Here is an 18,739-nt window from a genome sequence, read left to right on the forward strand (position 1 = left end):
CAGACAAGTGGTAGTGGGAAAAAATTCATATGAATCAATATGTTGTTGCTTTACGTTCGACGATATATTGGTTGAAAAAGAAATGATTAGAAAAGATAAGGCAAAGCGCCTTATCTTTTCAGTACAGAGATGTTTTAGTCTTGCTGTTTAATTGTCTCGCCTAGCGCATTGATTAAACTATCAATTTCAGACTGTTCTGTTGTGAATGGCGGAGCCAATTGAATGGTGTCAGCACCGTAGCGAACGTAGTAGCCCTTGTTCCACATGGTCATGGCGATTTGGAACGGACGTTTCGCTGGTTCGCCATCTATTGGTGCAATGGTAATGCCCGCTGCAAAACCGTAATTACGAATGTCAGTAATCATTGAGCTGGCGTCTTTTAGCTGATGAACGCTATTTTCCCACGCTGAACTCATGCTACTAACTCGTTCAATCAAGCCTTGTTTCTTAATCTCATCAAGGGATGCTAACGCCGCGGCACAAGCGATTGGGTGAGCGGAATAGGTGTAACCATGAGGGATTTCTAACATATATTCCGCGCCGCCGTTATTCATGAAGGTGTCGTAGATCTCCTGTTTGAAGGCCACAGCGCCCATTGGAATAACACCGTTGGTAACTTGTTTTGCCATGACAATCGCGTCAGGTGTGACGCCAAAGGCTTCTGCGCCTGTTTTATCTCCCATGCGCCCAAAGGCAGTAATCACTTCATCAAAAATTAACAAGATATTGTGTTGGTCACAGATCTCACGTAAACGCTGCAAATAGCCTTTTGGCGGCACAATTACACCCGCAGAGCCAGACATAGGCTCAACAATCACCGCGGCAATATTAGATGCATCGTGCATAGTTATTAGATCAAGCAAATTTTCTGCGCGCTCTTTGCCTTGTTCCGCCATGCCTTTAGAAAATTCACTGCCAGGTACTTGGGTATGAGGCAAATGGTAAGACTCTAAACCTTGACCATAAAGCGTTCGGTTCGCAGGAATACCACCAACGCTGAAACCTGAGATTCCCGCACCATGATAACCTTTAGCACGACCGATAAATTTAGTCTTAGTGCCCATGCCTTTTTTACGCCAGTAGGCGCGAGCCACTTTCAATGCAGTATCGACAGATTCAGAACCTGAGCCGGTAAAGAAAATACGGTTTAAACCAGCAGGCATAAATTCGGTAATTCGCTCAGCGAGTAAGAAAGACTTCTCGTGACCGAATTGAAAAGCAGGGGAGTAATCGAGCGTTTTAACTTGTTGGGCTACAGCTTCATTAATCGCAGGAACACTATGACCCAAACCACAAGTCCATAAACCAGACAAACCATCAAAAACCTTTCTGCCTTCACTGTCGATGTAATAGTTGCCAGCGGCAGAGGTGATAATGCGAGGATCTTTTTTGAATTGACGATTGCCTGTGTAGGCCATCCAATGGGCATCAAGCTGGGCTTGGGTTAAACGGTGACTCATGGCATTTTCCCTCTAAAAAATGAAATCTTAATAGAGTAAGAATGCCGAGCTGGAAAGGTTTAATAAATGTGATGTTATTTAATTTTAGGTTAGTCTTTAGTTAACTTAAAAAGTTGGGAATTAAGTTGAGGTCTTGTCTTTAAACTCACACAAATCTTCAATGATGCATGCATCACATTTAGGTTTGCGAGCGACACAGATGTAACGACCGTGAAGTATCATCCAGTGATGCGCATCCAAAAGAAACTCCTTCGGAACAAACTTCAACAGCTTCATTTCCACTTCTAAAACATTTTTGCCCGGCGCGACTTTTGTTCGATTACCAAAGCGAAAGATATGCGTATCGACAGCCATAGCGACTTGGCGAAAGGCGGTATTCAATACCACGTTAGCGGTTTTGCGGCCAACACCGGGAAGGGCTTCGAGTTCTTCGCGCGTTTCAGGCACGATGCTGTTGTGTTTCTCGATCAGAATCTGACAGGTCTTGATGGCGTTTTCGGCTTTGGCGTTAAACAGACCAATGGTTTTGATGTAGCTTTTTAGGCCATCAACACCAAGTGCCAGCATGGTTTCTGGCGTATTGGCGACAGGGAAAAGCTTGCGCGTGGCTTTATTGACGCTTACGTCAGTGGCTTGTGCTGAAAACAGCACCGCAATCAAAAGCTCAAAAGGCGAGCTGTATTCCAGCTCGGTTACGGGATTTGGGTTTTCAGCTCGTAAGCGAGAAAAAATCTCGTAGCGCTTTTCTTTGTTCACTTTTGATAGCCTTTGTTAAAAATAAATAGCCGTTGTTCACTTTAAATAGCATGTGGGATAAAAGTTAACTTACTTGCCCGGTCACACGAACCCGTTTCGACGCACTTGGGCCGTCTTTGGCTTTTTGTGTCGCGACGCGTTTCTTCTCACGTTCGTCTAGGTAGTTTTTACCCGCGATCAATAAGCCTAAACCAATAAAGGCACCCGGTGGTAATACGGCAAACAATACATTTGGGTAGTTTTCAAAGACAACGATTTTCCAATGAATGGCCATGTCGCCAAATAATAGCTGCATGTCAGAAAACAGTGTGCCTTGGCCGATTAGCTCGCGCATTGCGCCCAAGGTGACAAGGATGAACATGAAGCCCAAACCCATCATAAAGCCATCTAGCGCGGAAGGCAGCACTGGATTACGGCTAGCAAAGGCATCGGCGCGGCCAAGGATTGCGCAGTTAGTTACGATAAGCGGGATGAAAATCCCCAAAATCTGATAAAGCTCATAGGTGTAAGCCTGCATTATCAATTCGATACAAGTAGTGAACGAGGCGATAATCATGACAAAAGCAGGTAGGCGAACCGCATCGGCAACGTAGTTACGAATGATGGAAACGGCAATGTTAGAGCCGATTAAAACCACCATAGTTGCCAAGCCTAGACCTAAGGCGTTGACGACTGTGCTGGTTACCGCCAACATAGGGCATAAGCCTAGTAATTGAACTAGGGCAGGGTTGTTTTTCCAGATGCCGTTGTAAATGATTTCAGCGTAATTGGCGCTTGGCTTACTCTCTTCTGGAGTCGCGTCACTGCTTGCTGTCTCTGCACTCATTTTCATTAGCCTGTCCTAATACGCTAACAGCGTATCTTTGTGTTGATCAAAATAAATTAGCGTATTTTTTACGGCACGAACCACGGCACGAGGCGTGATGGTTGCACCAGTAAATTGGTCAAAATCGCCACCGTCTTTTTTCACTGCCCAGCCTTTTAAGGTTGGGTTTTCTAACGACTTGTTGGCAAAGCTTAAAATCCATTTGGATTTTTTGAGATCGACCTTATCGCCAAGTCCTGGTGTTTCTTTATGGCTGATAACTCGACTGCCAGTGACTACGCCGTTTTTATCAATGGCAACCAGCATGTCTAAATTGCCGTTATAACCACGCGGGGCGATGGTTTCGAAAATGATGCCAGAGACTTCGCCGTTCTTACGGGCGATGTGAATCTTAATACCTTCTTCGCTACCCAATAATGGATCGGCTGGCAGAATGGCAGTGTCTTTAGTTAAGTCGTTATCGTACAAATTGGCTGGTAATATTTCGTTAAAGGCCGAAATTTGCGCATCCAGAATGTTGTTCTTGATGGTGTGATCTGTCAGTTGATGAGTGATGGCAATAAGGCCAGCCGTCAGCACCGCAAAGATAGCTAAACCAAGACTGTTACGACGAATAGAGGCGAACAATTCCATTAGTTATCCTCCCCAATTTTTAAGCCGGATTTGGCTTTTTTATGACCGTAGGTTCTTGGTTGTGTGTAGTAATCGATTAGCGGAGCTGCGAAGTTCATCAGCAAGACGCCAAATGCCACGCCATCAGGATAACCGCCCCAAGAGCGAATGATGTAGATCAAGATGCCAATTCCTGCGCCATAAATCAGTTTGCCACGATTACTGGTGCATGAAGACACAGGATCAGTAGCGATAAAGAAAGCGCCAAACATAGCTGCGCCAGTGGTAAGGTGGAAAAATGGCGTTGCCGTATTGCTAGGATCAAATAAATGAAACGCGCCCGACATTACTAACAAAGCACCTAAAAGCGCTACTGGCGTGTGCCAAGTGATAATGCGTAACCAGATCAGCCCAAGGCCACCGACAAGGTAAGCTGCATTTACCCAAAGCCAGCTGTTTAAGCTGGGACCTTGAAGTGCAGCAATGCTGCTAAAGGCGGCTTGCGAATCTAATAGGTCTTTGTGTTTGAAGCCATCTAAAGGCGTTGCCATGGTGTAGCTATCGATCACTGGCAGCTGATGAAAAATAGCTTGCAAGCTTTGCATGAAAGACAGGGTCTCGCCTGCTGGAATCATGCCTTGTACGCCAAGCCATTGGCTCATTGGTACAGGGAAAGATACCAGCACAATGGCATAACCGACCATGGCTGGGTTGAACGGGTTATTACCCAAGCCGCCATAAAGTTGTTTGGCAAAAATAATCGCAAAGGCGACTGCTGTCACGGTTACCCACCAAGGCACAACGGGAGGAAGCGCCACGCCTAACAGTACCGCTGTTAATAGCGCACTGTAATCTTTCAAGAAGAACCCGACAGCACGACGACGAATCGCCAAAATAGCCGCTTCGCTTAATAATGCCGTGATACAGGCGATCATTAGGTTGATTAAGGTGCCCCAGCCAAATAGCCAAGTCTGTACGACTATGCCAGGAATGGTCGCTAAAATGACCATCTGCATCACCCAAGAGGTGCGGCGTCCTGCACGTTGTGTGTGGGGGGAGGTGATCCTCAATAATGCCATTTAACGATTCTCTTGCATGTTGGTTTGCGAATGAATAAGTTTTTCTAACAAGATTTCGGCGCTCTGCAAGCGTTGCTCAGTAGCGGTAATCTCTTGGTTAATACTGTCTGCGTCTTCAGGAGTACTTTCTAAGCGCTTATTCAGTTTGTTGATTTGTGCTTTGGCCAAGGCAACGGCGATTTTTTCTTTCTTGATCTGATTTGCCAAATCCATTTCAGGTTCTACTTTGGCTTCGCTGTCAGCTGCCGCTGTTTTCTCTACAGGTGTAGAAACGGAAGTAGCTGGTGTGGTTTCATCAGCTTCAAGCGCGGCTAGCTTTTGTTGTGCTTCAATGAGCTTTTTAGGCCACTCCGATGCCTCTATCTCGCTTTCGTCTTTGCCTTGGTCTTTTAAAAGCTGAATATTTTTCTCGGCTTTCTTGATACCGGCCTTAGCAATAGCTAGGTCTATCTTGCGTTTTTTAGCGGCATCTGCATCGACGTTTTCCGTGGCTACTGGTGCGGCTGGCGCACTGGCTTCTGTTGTCGCAGGAGATTTAGTAGTTTCTGCTGCTTGTTCTTTCTCAAGTACGGCGAGTTTATCCTGTGCTTCTTTTAGTTTGCTTGGCCATTCAGAAGCATTGATTTCAGCTTCGTCTTTGCCTTGCTCTTTTAGAAGCTGAATATTTTTCTCGGCTTTTTTAACGCCTGCTTTGGCAATGGCAAGATCAATTTTGCGTTTCTTCGCTGCATCGGCATCAAGATTCGCGGCGGTTGGCTCTGCTTTAGCCGCCGCAACTTTTGGCGCCGTTGTTTCTGGATTAGCTAAAGCTTTTTCTAGTTCATCAGCTCTTTGCTGGGCTTCTTGTAATTGCTGGCGAATCGCTTCGATTTCTGGTGCTTGAATTTCTTCGGCTTTCTTCAAGGCTTTTTCGACTTTTTTCACTGCAGCTTTGGCAATGGCAGCATCGATTTTTAGCTTTTTCAGTTCATCGCTAATCACGGCTTTCGGTTCAGGTGTTGTCGCGTTTGTACTTGGCTGAGTGCTTTCGCTTAGCTTGCTGACTGTGTCTTGCGCAACTTTTAGGTCGGCTTCAAAAGCAGCAACCTTGTCTTTCAATTCCTGATCTTCAGGCGTATCAGCAAGTTGCTTTTGCAGTTTCTTCAGTTTCACGCCAATCAAGGCTACATCGACTTTGGCTTTTTTCAGCTCGTCGCTAACCGGCGCAGGGCTTGCCTTGGCGGTATTTTCTACTGGAGCGACAGGCGCCGCGCTAGGAACTTGCGCAAGCTGCTCTTCAAGTGATGCGATAGCTTTTTCTTGATCAGTGACTTGCAGTTGCAAGCTGTTGATCTCTTCCACGTGTTGGTTTTCTTGCGCTTCAAGCAGCTGTTTTTGTAGCTTCTTCAACTTGGATTTGCCAATGGCGATATCGACCTTGAGCTTTTTCGATTCGTCATTGCTTGCCGGCGCAGCAGTGGCCGTTGGAGCCGCTTTTGCTGGTGCGGCTTTTTTCGCATCGGTTGCTTTGCTTGATGTCGCTTTTTGACGAGCAAGGCGTTTGGCTTCTTTCTCCGCGGCTTCTGCGTCTTGGCGAGCTTTACGAGCTTCAAAACGTTGCTTGGCTAAGTCTGATTTGACGTTGGCTTCGCGAGCTTCACGGATGCTGCTCTTGGAATGACGGTAATATTGCACCAGCGGAATGCTGCTTGGGCAAACATAAGAGCAAGCGCCACATTCGATGCAATCGAATAGGTTATGGTGTTCGGCTTTTTCAAACTCTTGGCTTTTACTGAACCACAGCAACTGCTGAGGCAACAAGCTAGCAGGGCAGGCTTGTTCGCACATACCGCAACGGATACAGGCTTGTTCAGGTGCTGGTGGAGGCAGTTCTTTTTTGCTGGCGGCTAAGATGCAGTTACTGGTTTTAACAATCGGTACTGCGGTTGAATCTAAGGTGTAGCCCATCATTGGGCCACCCATGATCAAACGGCTGATTTTTTTCGGCTCAGAATCGGCGTATTCTAATAAATGCGCTACTGGCGTACCGAACAGTACTTCGACGTTTTGCGGACTTTTTAACGCATCACCCGTTAAGGTAGTAAAGCGTGAGATCAAAGGCTTGCCGAGTGTAATTGCATCATGAATGGCTACACAGGTGCCGACATTTTGACATAAAACGCCAATATCTGCTGGGTATTGCCCACTTGGGACTTCTTTGCCCGTTATTAGCTGGATTAACTGCTTTTCGCCACCAGAAGGGTATTTTGTTGGTACAACGGCAATTTGAATATTGCTGTTACGTTCTGCCAATTCGGTCTTTAATGCAGCAATGGCGGTGGGTTTGTTGTCTTCAATACCAATGACCACATTATCAGCTTCAACAAGGTGTTGAAGTATCTCGATACCGACTATCAGCTCTAGTGTTTTTTCACGAATCAGCATGTCATCAGCGGTGATGTAAGGTTCACATTCTGCCGCATTAATAATGAAATGAGTTAGTGGGTTTTTGTGTGCACCTTGAAGTTTCACTTGAGTTGGGAAGCCAGCACCGCCCATACCGATGATACCCATTTCAGACAAGTACGCCAGAACGTCTGTTTTACTGATATCTTGCCAATTGTTTAGTGGCTCGAGGTTTGCCCATGTATCCTCGCCATCTGGCGTGAGGATAATACAAAGGTCGCTTAAACCAGATGGGTGAGCAATAAGACGCTCTTCAATAGCAGCAATGGTGCCAGAAGTCGGCGCATGTAAAAAGCTGCTTAAAAAGCCATTATTAATAGCAATGGTTTCGCCTTTTAAAACCTTGTCGCCCACTTTTACTAATGGGCGAGAGCTCTGGCCAATGTGTTGGCCAAGCGGCAAAATAAGCTCGTTAGGTAGGCTTGGTCGACCCAAAGGTAATTGCAGAGATTGCGCTTTGTTTTCTGGTGGGTGAATGCCGCCGTGAAAAGAAAACACCTTTGCTGTTTGTTGTTTATCAGCTTGCATCAGTGCGTCACCTCCGCTTGGCGGTCGGTGGCAATAACGTTTAATGAAGTTGCCGCGATACCTTGCGGTTTATCCCAAGACCAAGTTTTCGCTGTCACGCCTACTTCTACCATATCAATACAATCTACAGGGCAAGGCTCGACACAAAGGTCACAGCCTGTGCATTCATCTGCTATAACGGTGTGCATTTGTTTCGCCGCACCTAAAATTGCGTCTACAGGGCAGGCTTGAATACACTTGGTGCAGCCGATGCACTCGTCTTCACGAATCACGGCAACACGCTTTGCGCTTTCTGTGCCGTGGTCGCCGTCTAAAGGAACCGCTTCTACATCCAATAAGTCGGCTAAGGCTTGGATTGTTGCTTGGCCGCCTGGAGGGCAGTGGTTTATGGCTTCGCCGTTCGCAATGGCTTCTGCATAAGGACGGCAACCTGGATGACCACATTGGCCACACTGAGTTTGCGGCAGAAGAGCATCGATTTGGTCAACAATTGGATCGCCTTCCACGTGAAAGCGTACATTGGCATAACCCAAGATTGCGCCGAAAATAAGCGATAAAAGTACTAAGATGCCGATAGCGAGTAAAACAGTAAACATCGTCAGGCTCCTAAATCTGCACGAGGGCGGTGAAGCCCATGAAAGCAAGAGCCATAAGGCCAGCGGTAATCATACCGATGGCAGAGCCTTTAAAAACAGTCGGTACATCAGCAACGTTAATGCGTTCACGCATAGCAGAGAACAGAATCAATACGAAGGAGAAACCCACCGCAGCACCAAAACCATAAAGGATAGATTCAACAAAGCCATTTTGTTTGCTGATGTTTTGCAGCGCCACACCCAAAACCGCGCAGTTTGTCGTGATCAAGGGTAAGAAAATCCCCAATACACGATAAAGCAGAGGACTGGTTTTATGGACGACCATTTCGGTGAACTGTACAACCACCGCAATCACCAAAATAAAGGAAATGGTTTGCAGGTATTCAAGTCCAAATGGCTGAAGTATGTAGGTATAAGTGAGATAGCTACATAGGCTCGACAAGGTCAAAACAAAGGTCGTAGCCATTGCCATGCCAATAGAGGTTTCTAGTTTCCCAGACACACCCATGAAAGGGCATAGGCCCAGAAACTGTACCAATACAAAGTTGTTAACCAAAATGGTACTGACCAGTATCAGGAGATATTCAGTCATCTCAAATCCAAAGTATGCGGTGAATATTGTGTGGTTATAGACACTTTTAGATAAAAGTATCTTTGAGCGTAACTATACCAATCTGCTTATAACTAACAAGACTAAAGCTTTTGTATTTCTAGTCCGATTTAGTATATAGATAATAAGTTATGCTTATATAAGTTCGATTTATGTTTCTTTATTAATGCCAATGCCCACCTTATTAAGAATGTTTCTTATTAACTAAGGTGAGCATTGGTTTCTCATGCAATTTTTAGAGCTACCAAGAGGTGCTCTGTTGTTTGCTGAATAGTTGTTACATCACCCGTTGGCCAGGTTTCGCGCCTGCATGAGGTTCCAGTAGGTAAATTTCTTCACCACCAGGGCCAGCCGCCAATACCATGCCTTCTGACATACCAAACTTCATTTTGCGTGGTGCTAGGTTAGCAACCATCACCGTGTGTTTGCCTTCTAAGTCTTCTGGCTTATAAGCAGACTTGATACCAGAGAACACGGTGCGAGTTTCGCCACCGATGTCTAAAGTCAGTTTTAGTAGCTTATTGGCTTTTTCAACATGCTCGGCTTTGACGATCAAGGCGATACGTAAGTCAACTTTCGCGAAGTCATCAAAATTGATTTCTGCTTCGATTGGTTCTTTGCTTAGTTCAGTTTCTATTTGAGCGGGTTGAGCGGGTTGAGCGGCTGCTTTCGCTGCGGCTTCTGCCGCCGCTTCTAGCTTGCCTTCTTCGATGATGGCATCAATTTGTGTTTGCTCAATACGACCCATTAGCGGTTTAAAGGTATTCACCGTACGACCAAACAACAATTCGCTGCGGTTGTCCCATGTTAATTCTTTGCCAAGGAAAGCTTCAGCGTCGGCCACCAAGTTTGGCATGACGGGTTTTAAGTAAGTCGCTAAAATGCTGAATAGGTTCAAGGCAACGCTACAAACGTCTTGAACTTTCGGTAAGGTCGCTTCGTCTTTTGCCAATACCCAAGGGGCTTGCACGGCAATGTATTCGTTCGCTACGTCAGCCAGACGCATGATTTCACGAATGGCTTTACCGTATTCGCGGCTTTCAAAGTGCTCAGCAATTACTTCGCCGGCATCGATGAAAGATTGAATCATTTCCGCTTCGCTCACGTCGCTAGCCAATTGACCGTCAAACTTCTTATTGATGAAGCTGGCTGTGCGGCTAGCAATGTTAACTACCTTGCCAACAACGTCAGAGTTAACGCGCTGTAAGAAATCGCCTAGGTTAAGGTCGATATCGTCAACACGAGAGTTCAGTTTTGCAGCATAGTAGTAACGCAAGTATTGCGGATCCAAATGCTTCAAGTAAGTACGGGCTTTAATAAAAGTACCGCGTGACTTAGACATTTTTTCGCCGTCAACCGTTACATAACCGTGTGCGTTGACTGCGGTTGGTGTGCGGTAGCCGGCACAGTCCAACATCGCAGGCCAGAACAAAGCGTGGAAATTGATGATGTCTTTACCGATGAAGTGGTAAAGTTCAGCGTCAGAATCTTTGCCCCAGTAATCGTCAAACTCTAATCCTTCCGTGCGATCACACAGGTTTTTAAAGCTCGCCATGTAACCAATCGGTGCGTCTAGCCAAACGTAGAAATATTTGCCCGGCGCGTCTGGTATTTCAAAGCCAAAGTAAGGTGCATCACGGCTGATGTCCCACTCTTTTAGGCCAGAATCCAACCATTCAGATAGCTTGTTAGCCACTTGGTCTTGCAAGGTGCCGCTGCGTGTCCATTTTGCTAGGAAGTCTTGGAAGTCTGGTAACTTAAAGAAGTAATGCTCAGAGTCTTTTTCAATCGGCGTCGCACCAGAGTAAACAGAGCGAGGATTGATCATTTCCATTGGCGTGTAAGTGGCAGAGCATACTTCACAGTTGTCGCCGTATTGATCTTCCGCTTTACACTTAGGGCAAGTTCCCTTGATGAAACGATCCGCAAGGAACATTTCTTTTTCAGGGTCATAGGCTTGCACGATAGAGCGAACAGCGATTTTGCCATTGTCACGAAGGGCCGTGTAAATGCTGTTTGAGAATTCACGGTTTTCGTCAGAATGCGTAGAGTAGTAGTTGTCGTAACCAATTAGGAAGTCATTAAAGTCTGCCATGTGCTCTTGGCGAACACCTTCGATCAACTCTTCTGATGTGATGCCATTTTGCGCAGCTTTGATCATAATCGCCGTGCCGTGAGCGTCATCCGCACACACTGCTGTACAAAGATGGCCGCGCATTTTTTGAAAACGCACCCAGATATCGGTTTGGATGTGTTCCAGCATATGCCCCAAATGGATAGAACCATTTGCATAAGGAAGGGCGCTGGTGACTAAAATTTTGCGTTGCGTTTGTGCCATTTTTGATAAGCCTGCTGGATTAAAAAAGGTCGGGTATTCTATCAATAATTAGGCGTAGATGACGAATAAATAAAGCGCCTAAAGGATAGATAGTCTAAGAAAATCGACATTATAAGACCCAATCTTCCATGTGCAAGGGCTTGTCTTCTTCCATAGCTCTGCTTTTCTGGTTTCTGGGCTTGCTTTTCTGCAATTTGCCCCCAAACTTGGCTCAACGTTAAAAGATTTACATTACGCCTTACAAGGATCCCCCCATGTTAACTGATGCCCAATTACAGGCGACTTTAGAAATCCTAACCGATGACAATTCAGGCCAAGCCTACGGTGCAGTTTGGAACGTCGTCACAGATGATAGTCGCGTTCATGTCACTTTAACGCTCGGCTATCCTGCGCAAAAACAACAAGCTCAATTAGAAGCTAAGATCAAAGAACTCTTGGGTGATTCTCGCAACTTGGTGCTAGACATTGACTTTCAAGTTAAAAGCCAAGCCACTCAAGGCAACATCGCAGGACTAAAAGGCGTGAAGAACATCATTGCCGTAGCGTCAGGTAAAGGCGGCGTGGGTAAATCGACTACCACAGTGAACCTTGCCCTTGCTATGGCAAAAGAGGGCGCTCGTGTTGGTATTTTAGATGCTGATATCTATGGCCCAAGCCAAGGCATGTTGCTAGGTTTCGCTGAAGGCACTCGTCCTCAAGTTCGTGAAGACAAATTTTTTGTGCCACCAAGTGCGTTTGGCGTGCAAGTGATGTCTATGGCATTTCTGACCACTAAAGACACGCCAGTTGCATGGCGTGGACCAATGGTAACTGGCGCCTTGATGCAGATTTTGACGCAAACCGATTGGAATGATCTCGATTACTTATTCATCGACATGCCACCGGGCACTGGCGACATTCAACTTACCCTAGCGCAAAAAGTGCCAGTGACAGGTTCCGTCATTGTTACAACGCCGCAAGATATCGCCTTATTGGATGCTCGTCGTGGAATTGAAATGTTCAACAAGGTGAAAATTCCCGTATTGGGCGTGGTTGAAAACATGTCGACGCATATTTGCTCCAACTGTGGTCACCACGAAGCCATCTTTGGTGACGAAGGTGGCGTGAGCCTAGCGAAAGAATATAACGTCAATGTATTGGGCAAACTGCCATTAAGCCTAGCGATCCGTGAACAGAGCGACGCTGGCCGACCAATTGTGGTAAATGCACCAGAAAGTGATACCGCAGGCATTTATCAGTCGATTGCACGCAAGCTTGGTGCTACCCTTGCATCCCAACAAGGCTCTGAACAAGGTGAGCAATTTGCCATGCCGACCATCAGCATGAGCGACGATTAAAAAAACACCGCAATCAGAGCGATTAAATAGAAAATTGAGGAAAAGAAATGCGTTTGTGTGACCGAGATATCATCAAAGCCCTAGACGAAGGTTCTATCGTTATCGAACCTCGCCCCGACAACAGCGTCATCAGCGGCGTATCTGTTGATTTACGATTGGGCAATTCGTTTCGCGTCTTTCAAGGTCACCCAGCGCCTTACCTCGACCTAAGCAGCTCAAAAGCCGACTTAAGCAAAGTCATCGAATCCGTCATGAGCGAAGAAATTATCGTCGAAGACGGCAAGCCTTTCTTCATCCATCCGGGCGAATTGGTCCTTGGCGTGACCAAAGAATCCGTCACCCTTCCTGACAACCTAGTCGGCTGGCTCGATGGTCGTTCTTCCTTAGCGCGCCTTGGCTTAATGGTTCACGTAACCGCACACCGCATCGACCCAGGTTGGAGCGGCGGCATCGTTTTAGAATTCCTCAACGGCGGCAAACTGCCAATCGCCCTAAGCCCAGGCATGACCATCGGCGCCATCAACTTTGAAACCATGTCGGGTTCTGCTGATCGCCCTTATAACAAACGTGATAATGCTAAGTATAAAGACCAAACCTCAGCAGTTGTTAGCCGGATCTCCGGCGAGAATTAGTTTTTAATTGCAAATTGGTTTTTCTTACGTTCAATAGGAAAGAGGCTTCGGCCTCTTTTTTTGTATCTTTATTCCCTCCCCTTATGTCTTCCAAGGGGAGATACCATCTTTCCATTCAAACGCTTTGTATTCCCAACCTTTTTTCCGCTCTGCTGAGCGGGTAACTTTTTGCTAGCGCCCAAAAAGTAACCAAAAATTCGCTTTAAGATCTTTAATGCCTGATTTTCTTTATAAGAGCATGATTGCTTCCTACGCTCTGGGGCAGTAAGGCATAGATTGTTTTTGATGGTGTTAGGAAAGGTATTCTTAACTGACCCTGAAACTCCATAAAGTCGCGCAACTTCGTCGCGTCGAACTGACTTTATCTGTGATTTCGATTTTTGTAGGGCGTGATGAGGGAGGTACGACCGTGATCCGCCGTTGAAAGCGAAGCTTTCATTGCGTACTCGATGGGAGGCTTCCATCGAAGGCGGGAATCAAGCTTTTATAGTTAATGAGAGCGTGTTTATTTGACTAAATTTGGTATGTTCTTAGGTTGATAAATGTACAGTTTGTTGACATTAACGTCTGAGATAACGATACTAAGCATGTAGATGACGTGGCGGTAGAGGCATCCTCACAGGAAAAACACCAACCTCATTTGAAGTCGCGGCGGTAGAGGCATCCCCGCAATAAATAGCATCAACCTCAATGGAAGTTCTACTCAGAAAACCCTTATTTTATAAGGGCTTTTTGTTTTTTATAACAAGGATGGCTATGAAAATCAGGCTTTTAACAGAAGTCTAATATGTCACCATTCAAACGCTTTGTATTCCCAACCTTTTTTCATTTTCTCATGCAGTTGTTCTTCAGGACTACAAAAAACTAAATGCACATGCGCACTATTAATTTTTGAGCTAAGCCGCTTTGTGGAGCGACAGAGAAGAGTAAGTTCTAAAAAACGGATCAGGTCATAAGGACTGAGGGAATCGCTTGCCTCGCGGGTGAAATCGCGCTACAAAAGAGCTAATAAAGAACCAACATAGCGGCTATCAAAGACCATCTGAAGAAGCATCGTCCAAACAGACGTTGGTATTTAGCAAGTTATCTAGCAGGGAAGTCCTACCATCCATGAAAAAAGCAAATCCCTATATAGGCAACGCAGCCATTCAGCAGTGGGTTATAGCCGCAGCTACGCTGCCGTATAACCCTTAATTGTTAGTTTCTGATAGCCACTGGAGATTGAGAAGAGGTATGAGTGAATAAACTGAAATTAGTGGCGCTGCAAATTGATGACATGCACCTAGCCTTCAGAGATGGCCTGAACTACATCGTCGGAAAAAATAATAGCGGGAAAACAACAATTTTTAACTGCATTAGATATGTTCTTGGCTTGGTTAGATCAAATGCAAGCCAAAATGTATATAGCATTAATTTGGAAGTCAGAATTGATGATCGTAACTTGGTTTTCTCACGCGATATTGGTGACTCCTATATTTCGGTATTCGTGAATAACGTGCCCAATAAATTTCGGCCATTGTCCAAAGAATTAAACGATTTTTTTTGCGATTATTTGCTTCCAGATTATATCTTTGGGCGTGAATATGAAGACATGTTTAAGTTATTGGATTTTTTCTTCCTATCGGAAGAGCGTCCAGAGAATCGTCGGCAGCAGTGGGAAGCAATAAATTCAATTTGCGGAATAAATGTTTCATTGCTGGGTTCTCTTGAAAAAGATATATCTTCTTTGAAGAAAGAAGTTTATAGGAGCCAAGAAATCCATACTGCCATCGAGGAATTTTCTGAATTATTCTCAAAAAACCTAGGTAATTTCTCTGACAATAAAGATATCGAAAATAGTCTAGAGAAAACGAAGGGCGAGTATTTTTGCGATTTTCGAAGAGATAAAGAACTGCTTATTGGCGCAACTAAGAAGCTAGCGGCTATTAAGGATGAGTCTGATCATCAACTAAGAGATCGAATTTCTGAGATAGAGAGAGTATTTGTAGGTCTTAAAAATTTCTCGGGTTATGAGCGTTGGGATCTTGATGATTTGGAATCGTTTGTTAAAGGCAAAAACCGCTATATGTCATATGGCCAAGAGATTTTTTCCAAATTTATCCTTATCCTGGCAATCTCAAAAGTAGCTCAAAATAGTAGATATAACTTTCCGGGGTTGATTATCAATGACAGCTATTTGTCAGTTGGCCTTGATAATAAAACATATAAAAGTGCCCTTGAAATATTGGAGGATGTTGCCGGCAAAGAAAGCGGGATTCAGTATATCGAGTTTACTACCTATCGCGACAACCTTCCCAAAGACCATGTCGTACTGGATTTGAATTCTAAAGGAGTCCTTAATGTCTTCAGGGACTAATTATATGAGCTGGGCCGAAAGAATTTCTCTGACAATATCAGTACTTACTTTCTTTGTCGCTTTTATTGGTCTTACGTTAAGTGATAGCGTTTCGGAATTGATAGAAAAATCAGATATTGTGGCGACTCAGGATTCCATAAATCTAAAGGGGCTCACTGACTCGAGTGGTTATATAGATACTCTTAACCTTCGAAATCGAGGAAATGCTGCATCCAAAAACATGATCCTGATTGTTGAGTTTGAGTCAGGAATTCCAGATTACGAACTTTCAAGCAATGAAGATGTAGGTAAGACGGATGTTAGCGGCCATAGACTCAGAGTTCGTATGGATAGGCTTTCGATAAACTCAAGTCTAAGTATAAAAATGTATTCTATGCTTCCTGTAGGTTATGAAGCATCTTACATTGACGATAGTGGTAACTATAAAGTTACTTCTAATAATGGCACCAATCAAAGAAGTCTAGTTGATATGATCTTGCTTCTTTTGGTAATCGTTTCGTTATTAGCTATTGTTTGGATATATAGACGTGCATCAGAAAGCGCCTTAATCGAGACTTTAGAGAATCACCAGAATGAAATTCAAGAAAGGCTACGTGAAGTTCGCGACGAAATAGGAAATATTGAAGTTGTTGTCAAGGACTCATCTGGCTCTGTTACCACAGAGCCAGATGATAAGGGCGTTAGTCAAAGACTCGCTGACTGGATGAATAAAATCTAACAATCGCAGGCACTGGGACAAAGTTTGCGCTGCGCTCCAACTTTGCCTGTGCTGCAGGCGTTAGCATTACAGAACCAATATTCGATAGAGGTGATAATATTAAACTCTCAGAACTAAAAGGCTCGATAGAACGTTCATGTCGTATATCGAATCAAGAAGGTGCGTTTTCTTTAGCGCTCATATGTGCTTATTCAAAGTCTATCGGGTTTGCCTTAGAGATCGAAAGCTCTAAGTTTGAAGATAAACCATTTTGGATTTCGTCTACGCTAAGGTCTATCTGCGAGGATTTAATTGTACTAAGTTTCATAGACAAAAATTTTAAAGTACAGTCTGATGAAATAATTAAATTACAACTTAATATTGACACAGCAAATTCGTTAGAGGCTCAGGCTGAGTTTTTTTCAAAATATAGGCCTCAGCAACCGATAATAAAACCCAAAAACGGTAACTCCAATCCAGAGGACAAGCTTAGGTCAATCTATAAAAACCATATACAAGGAAATAGGCAATACAAACCATCGGTATGGGGTAAGCGCCCTTAAATCAGCATTATTATCGTTTGTTTTGTGTCGTCGTAAATGATCCCTTAATGACCATTCATCGGTGTAAATGGATACTTGAGGTTGCATCAAGTATCAAAAAAGTTTAAGTTAAATAACAGACAGAGGGCGAACGGATTTGCCTACACCTCCAGGATGGAGGCTCTGTCTGTTTTCAGGAGGATTCAGGCTGCAAGGATGCAGCGGTAAGACCTTTCTTTTTTCTCTTCTTTATTTTGGTTGTTTCTGGTTTTCCATTTCGTTTTTTTACTGCATCCGTTTGCCGGATGGTTCTGCGTCTTTACAGCGCCGTTTTAACCTGCCAAGGCAGTAATGCTTCCAGTTTCTCAACCGTGTCGGCGCTAGCGATGTGTTGCAGAATATGCAAAATATACGCGTAAGGTTCTAGCCCGTTGGCTTTGGCCGTTTCAACGAGACTATACCAAGTCGCACTGGCATGAGCACCTTGTGAAGTGTCGGCGAATAACCAGTTCTTGCGTCCAATCGCGAAGGGGCGGATGGCGTTCTCAGCGAGAACATTACTAATGTGCAATTGCCCATCCTCACAGTACCCTGTCAGGTAGTCCGATTGGTTCAGGGTGTATTGGATGGCTTTATAAGTCAGTCCGTCTTTTAGAACGGTACCGACATTCTTGTTTAGCCATTCTTTAAAGGCGTTGAGAATAGGACGACTCTGTTCTTGACGTGCAGTTGTTTTTTCTTCGACACTCAGCCCTTTGATTTTCGTTTCAATAGCATAGAGCTTGCTGATACATCCTAAGGCCACGTCAGCTTTGGCTGGGACCGCGTTTTTACTTTTTGTCTTCGTTTTACCCGCCTTACTGGCTTCGACGAACTTTCTCCTAGCATGATCCCAACAGCCAATGCGCGTTAGGTTGTTTTCCCTACACACGGCGTTGTAACCCCCATAGCCGTCGGCTTGCAGCACGCCATTGAACCCATCGAGCAGGCGCACGGGCACTTTACCGCCACGAGACGGATCGTATTCAAAATGAATCACTGGTTTGTCCGGTGGGCCACCGCGAATGACCCACATCCATTTATCAGATTGGGCGGTTTTACCGTCTTCTTTAAGGACTTGGATGCGTGTTTCGTCACCTTGCAGGTAATTTGCCTCCAATTGCACTTCCCACAGTAAGTTCAGCAGCGGTTTAATAGGCTCATTGAGTCGGATCAGGTAATTCGCCATGTTGGTGCGATCCAGATGCGCCCCGTAGCGTTCGATCTGTTTTTCCAGGCGATACAAGGGCAAGCCATCGGCATACTTCCCCGCGATAATATAGGCTAATGAAGAAACGCTGACAGCACACTTGCCTAATGGATGAAGGGGACGTTCGGCTGAGCGGATCCGTTCCTGTTCATTCTCCTCTTGTTTGAAGACCGCCTTTTCCTGCCAGTATTCGAGGACCCTGACCTTGGCGGGAACGATATCCAACTCTTCTTTGACCTTACTGAAAAAAGTGGACGTGGCACCGACTTTTTCGTCTTCAGACAATCGCAGTTCTACCCGTACTCTAGGAAGCTTATCGGAGAAACCACGTTGGCGCTTGCGAGGTCGAAGCGTTTCTGGAAGCACCCCTTCAGGCAGTTGTTCAATGAGCGCGTCCATCGCCGCTTCGAGCTCTGCTTCATCAAACAGATCGATCTGATAAACAGATTTCTCGCTGCTGGCGGCAAACTTTTGTGCTTTGGCTAAGCGCAGTAATTCTTCTAACAGCTCGATTCGTTGCTTTCTTTCATCCAACAATTTTTCCTGATGGCGAATGACTTGATGATGGTCATCAAGAAGCTGGTCTTTCTGCGTCAGCAATTCGACCAGCTGAGTGTGGCTCAGGCCTTCATAGGAAATGGGGGTTGGGAATGGAGACGGCACTTTTTTCATGCCC

The 18,739-nt window shown here is 45.1% G+C and carries 14 protein-coding genes; 4 read left to right on the forward strand and 10 right to left on the reverse strand.

The genetic code is table 11. From position 1 onward, the window contains the following. Positions 1–134: 134 nt before the first annotated feature. The 9 genes from ACO05V_RS09785 to metG all read right to left on the reverse strand — a co-directional run bounded on the left by ACO05V_RS09785 (position 135) and on the right by metG (position 11,250). Entirely contained in the window at positions 135–1,460 is a 1,326-nt protein-coding gene (locus ACO05V_RS09785; RefSeq protein ID WP_421850335.1) for an aspartate aminotransferase family protein, read from the reverse strand. Positions 1,461–1,580: 120 nt separating this feature from the next. After that, positions 1,581–2,216 carry an endonuclease III gene (gene nth, locus ACO05V_RS09790; RefSeq protein ID WP_421850338.1) on the reverse strand — a complete coding sequence of 212 codons (636 nt, stop codon included), beginning with the start codon at positions 2,214–2,216 and terminating at the stop codon, positions 1,581–1,583. 64 nt (positions 2,217–2,280) lie between these two features. After that, the gene (locus ACO05V_RS09795; RefSeq protein ID WP_421856925.1) at positions 2,281–3,042 is read right to left on the reverse strand and encodes an electron transport complex subunit E; all 762 of its coding nucleotides are present in this window, start codon (positions 3,040–3,042) and stop codon (positions 2,281–2,283) included. Between the two features lie 15 nt (positions 3,043–3,057). Further along, on the reverse strand, positions 3,058–3,675 hold the full coding sequence (rsxG, locus tag ACO05V_RS09800; RefSeq protein ID WP_421850341.1) for an electron transport complex subunit RsxG: 618 nt from the start codon (positions 3,673–3,675) through the stop codon (positions 3,058–3,060). Further along, entirely contained in the window at positions 3,675–4,733 is a 1,059-nt protein-coding gene (gene rsxD / locus ACO05V_RS09805) for an electron transport complex subunit RsxD (protein WP_421850344.1), read from the reverse strand. The genes rsxG and rsxD overlap by 1 nt, the downstream gene beginning before the upstream one ends. Continuing rightward, positions 4,734–7,706 (reverse strand): electron transport complex subunit RsxC, encoded by a 2,973-nt coding sequence (rsxC, locus tag ACO05V_RS09810; protein ID WP_421850347.1) that lies wholly within the window; start codon positions 7,704–7,706, stop codon positions 4,734–4,736. Further along, a complete protein-coding gene (gene rsxB, locus ACO05V_RS09815; protein ID WP_421850350.1) occupies positions 7,706–8,302 on the reverse strand; it encodes an electron transport complex subunit RsxB in 597 nt (198 codons plus the stop codon). Before rsxB ends, rsxC begins: the two co-directional genes overlap by 1 nt. 10 nt (positions 8,303–8,312) lie before the next feature. Next, on the reverse strand, positions 8,313–8,894 hold the full coding sequence (gene rsxA / locus ACO05V_RS09820) for an electron transport complex subunit RsxA (RefSeq protein ID WP_012069258.1): 582 nt from the start codon (positions 8,892–8,894) through the stop codon (positions 8,313–8,315). A gap of 295 nt (positions 8,895–9,189) precedes the next feature. Further along, positions 9,190–11,250, reverse strand: coding sequence for a methionine--tRNA ligase (gene metG, locus ACO05V_RS09825; protein ID WP_421850353.1), 2,061 nt, complete (start codon positions 11,248–11,250; stop codon positions 9,190–9,192). Positions 11,251–11,504: 254 nt separating this feature from the next. On the opposite strand from metG, the gene apbC reads away from it, so the two are divergent. From apbC to ACO05V_RS09845, 4 genes are all read left to right on the forward strand, one after another. Then, the gene (gene apbC, locus ACO05V_RS09830) at positions 11,505–12,587 is read left to right on the forward strand and encodes an iron-sulfur cluster carrier protein ApbC (protein ID WP_421850356.1); all 1,083 of its coding nucleotides are present in this window, start codon (positions 11,505–11,507) and stop codon (positions 12,585–12,587) included. A gap of 47 nt (positions 12,588–12,634) precedes the next feature. Further along, positions 12,635–13,219, forward strand: a complete 585-nt coding sequence (dcd, locus tag ACO05V_RS09835; protein WP_421850359.1) for a dCTP deaminase — start codon at positions 12,635–12,637, stop codon at positions 13,217–13,219. Positions 13,220–14,456: 1,237 nt separating this feature from the next. Next, entirely contained in the window at positions 14,457–15,575 is a 1,119-nt protein-coding gene (locus tag ACO05V_RS09840; RefSeq protein WP_421850362.1) for an ATP-binding protein, read from the forward strand. Further along, positions 15,559–16,293: a hypothetical protein gene (locus ACO05V_RS09845; RefSeq protein WP_421850365.1), complete on the forward strand. Its 735-nt coding sequence runs from the start codon at positions 15,559–15,561 to the stop codon at positions 16,291–16,293. Before ACO05V_RS09840 ends, ACO05V_RS09845 begins: the two co-directional genes overlap by 17 nt. A gap of 840 nt (positions 16,294–17,133) precedes the next feature. Here ACO05V_RS09845 and tnpC read toward each other — a convergent pair. After that, positions 17,134–18,735, reverse strand: a complete 1,602-nt coding sequence (gene tnpC, locus ACO05V_RS09850; protein WP_421856928.1) for an IS66 family transposase — start codon at positions 18,733–18,735, stop codon at positions 17,134–17,136. Between the last annotated feature and the right edge of the window lie 4 nt (positions 18,736–18,739).

The organism is Marinomonas sp. (genome assembly GCF_965225885.1).
Classification (GTDB): domain Bacteria; phylum Pseudomonadota; class Gammaproteobacteria; order Pseudomonadales; family Marinomonadaceae; genus Marinomonas.

What these genes read in the sequence shown, in the direction of transcription:
- ACO05V_RS09785 (WP_421850335.1), bottom strand. Translation starts at nt 1,460, where the DNA reads ATGAGTCACCGTTTAACCCAAGCCCAGCTTGATGCCCATTGGATGGCC.
- ACO05V_RS09795 (WP_421856925.1), bottom strand. Translation starts at nt 3,042, where the DNA reads ATGAGTGCAGAGACAGCAAGCAGTGACGCGACTCCAGAAGAGAGTAAG.
- rsxG (WP_421850341.1), bottom strand. Translation starts at nt 3,675, where the DNA reads ATGGAATTGTTCGCCTCTATTCGTCGTAACAGTCTTGGTTTAGCTATC.
- rsxD (WP_421850344.1), bottom strand. Translation starts at nt 4,733, where the DNA reads ATGGCATTATTGAGGATCACCTCCCCCCACACACAACGTGCAGGACGC.
- rsxC (WP_421850347.1), bottom strand. Translation starts at nt 7,706, where the DNA reads ATGCAAGCTGATAAACAACAAACAGCAAAGGTGTTTTCTTTTCACGGC.
- rsxB (WP_421850350.1), bottom strand. Translation starts at nt 8,302, where the DNA reads ATGTTTACTGTTTTACTCGCTATCGGCATCTTAGTACTTTTATCGCTT.
- rsxA (WP_012069258.1), bottom strand. Translation starts at nt 8,894, where the DNA reads ATGACTGAATATCTCCTGATACTGGTCAGTACCATTTTGGTTAACAAC.
- metG (WP_421850353.1), bottom strand. Translation starts at nt 11,250, where the DNA reads ATGGCACAAACGCAACGCAAAATTTTAGTCACCAGCGCCCTTCCTTAT.
- apbC (WP_421850356.1), top strand. Translation starts at nt 11,505, where the DNA reads ATGTTAACTGATGCCCAATTACAGGCGACTTTAGAAATCCTAACCGAT.
- dcd (WP_421850359.1), top strand. Translation starts at nt 12,635, where the DNA reads ATGCGTTTGTGTGACCGAGATATCATCAAAGCCCTAGACGAAGGTTCT.
- ACO05V_RS09845 (WP_421850365.1), top strand. Translation starts at nt 15,559, where the DNA reads ATGTCTTCAGGGACTAATTATATGAGCTGGGCCGAAAGAATTTCTCTG.
- tnpC (WP_421856928.1), bottom strand. Translation starts at nt 18,735, where the DNA reads ATGAAAAAAGTGCCGTCTCCATTCCCAACCCCCATTTCCTATGAAGGC.